Origin of the sequence: Rhodococcus tibetensis, from assembly GCF_024438035.1 — a bacterium.
GTDB classification, from domain to species: Bacteria; Actinomycetota; Actinomycetes; order Mycobacteriales; family Mycobacteriaceae; genus Rhodococcus_F; species Rhodococcus_F tibetensis.
In genome coordinates, this window is the sequence record NZ_JANFQF010000046.1 from 1 (window position 1) to 2,308 (window position 2,308).

At 67.3% G+C, this 2,308-nt stretch carries 1 protein-coding gene; it reads left to right on the plus strand.

Annotated elements, in window-relative coordinates:
* Nucleotides 1-44: 44 nt before the first annotated feature.
* Nucleotides 45-2,308: non-ribosomal peptide synthetase (locus NOF53_RS27360; protein ID WP_255974786.1), on the plus strand; the 2,264-nt coding region annotated here is incomplete at its 3' end.

Here is a 2,308-nt window from a genome sequence, read left to right on the forward strand (position 1 = left end):
CCCACACCCAACTCCTCGACCACCACCACCTCGGCCTCCCCGACATCCACCGCGCCACCGGACCCGCCACCACCTTCGACACCCTCACCGTCTTCGAGTCCTACCCCCTCGACACCACCAGCCTCGACCCTCACGGCAGCGACCTCGAGATCACGGGTGTCCATACGATGGACACGACTCACTACCCCCTGGCCATCGCTGCCACCGCCGACACTCGGCTGCACCTGCGTGCCACCTATGACAGTGCCGCTTTCGATGCCGCCGCCGTCGACACCGTGCTGGGGCGGACGATCACCGTTCTCAGCGCCATGGCCGCCACACCATCTCTTCCGCTCTCCCGTCTGAGCGTCCTTACCCCCGAGGAATCGGCGGCGCTGGTACCCGCCCGCGGCGCGGCGGCAGAGCCGCCCCGCACGCTCGCGGACATTATCGCGGAAGTCACTGTTCACCACGGTGATTCGACCGCATTAGTCGACGGTGACGTGCAGTGGACCTATTCGCAGCTCGACCAACGCTCCGAACACCTCGCCCGTGTGCTCGTCGACCGCGGCGCGGGTCCGGAGATCGTTGTCGCCGTGGCGGTGCCGCGATCCGTGGAGTCGGTGGTCGCCGTGTGGTCGGTGGTGAAGACCGGCGCCGCGTTCCTTCCGATAGACCCCACCTACCCCGCAGTTCGCATCGATCACATGGTGTCCGACTCCGGTGTGACACTCGGCCTGACCGTCTCCGCGCATCTCGCAGCACTACCCGATACTGTCGCCTGGACGTGTGTCGACACCGCGCGCAAAGACGGCGGCCCGCCCCCGATCGGTGGCAGGGTCGACACGTCAGGATCGAGTGTCGACCACCCGGCCTATGTGATCTACACCTCCGGGTCGACCGGTATCCCGAAAGGTGTGGTGGTCAGCCATCGCGGAATCGACGCGCTGGCACACGAATTGCGCGAGGGCGCCGCCGTGACCTCGAGTTCGCGCGTCATGCACTTCTCCTCACCGAGTTTCGACGCATCGATCCTCGAGTATCTGCTCACCTGGTCGGCGGGAGCGACCATGGTCCTGGTCCCGCCGACCGTGTACGGCGGCGAGGAGCTGAAGCGGCGGATGCTCGGCGGCGGTGTGACACATGCCTTCCTCACTCCGACCGCGCTGGCCTCGCTCGATCCGGCCGGACTGGAAGAGCTCGAATGCATCCTGACCGGCGGCGAGGAGTGTCCGACGGAGCTGGTCAACCGGTGGGCGCCCACGCGTCGCATGCTCAATGCGTACGGCCCGACCGAGGCGACCGTGGCCGCCAACCTCACCCACGATCTCGTGCCGGGGGCCACGGTGCCGATCGGCCGCCCCCTTCGCGGAGTCACCGAACTCGTACTCGACTCCCGGCTGCAGCCCGTCCCGGTCGGCGCGCCCGGAGAGCTCTACGTCGCCGGCAGCGCCTTGGCGCGTGGCTATCACCGGCGCCGCGCCCTCACCGCCACACGGTTTGTGGCACACCCGTACGGCAGTGCGGGTGAGCGCCTGTACCGCACAGGTGACATCGTCCGATGGCGCGACAACGGTCATACGCTGGAATATCTGGGCCGCAGTGATTTCCAGGTGAAGGTCCGTGGTTTCCGCATCGAGCTCGGCGAAATCGATGCAGCGCTGACCCGCCACCCCGCCGTCGCGTTCGCAGCGACGCTCGCGCACCAGACGCCTGCGGGCGACACAGCCCTCACTTCGTACGTACTGCCCGCCGCTGATCAAGATTTCGAAAGCCGGAGCCTCGTCGCGTACCTTGCCAAGCAAGTGCCCTCGCACATGATTCCCGCCGCAATCGTGCCTATTGCAGAGATACCGCGAACACCGACAGGCAAGCTCGACCGCGACGCACTGCGAGCCCTGTCCGGCGCTCTTGCTCGCGACGGGCGGAAAGGCACCGGTCGCGCAGCCCCCACCACCCCGCTCGAAGACACCCTCACCCGACTTCTGGCTGCAGTACTCGAGGTGCCCAGCCTCGGGGTCGACGACAGCTTCTTCGAGTACGGCGGTAACTCCCTCAGCGCCACCCGGGCGGTGGCCCGCATCAACACGGTGCTGCACACCGACATCGGTGTTCGAGCGCTGTTCGATGCCCCCACACCTCAGGCCCTCGCCCGGGTGGTTGCCTTGTCCGAGAGCGGCACCACCAGCCGGCCTGCGCTCACCGCCGGGCCTCGGCCTCGGTGGATCCCCCTCTCCCCCGCCCAAAAACGCATGTGGTTCCTCAACCAATACGACACCACCTCACCCGCCTACAACATCCCCCTCACCCTCCACCTCACCGGAAACCT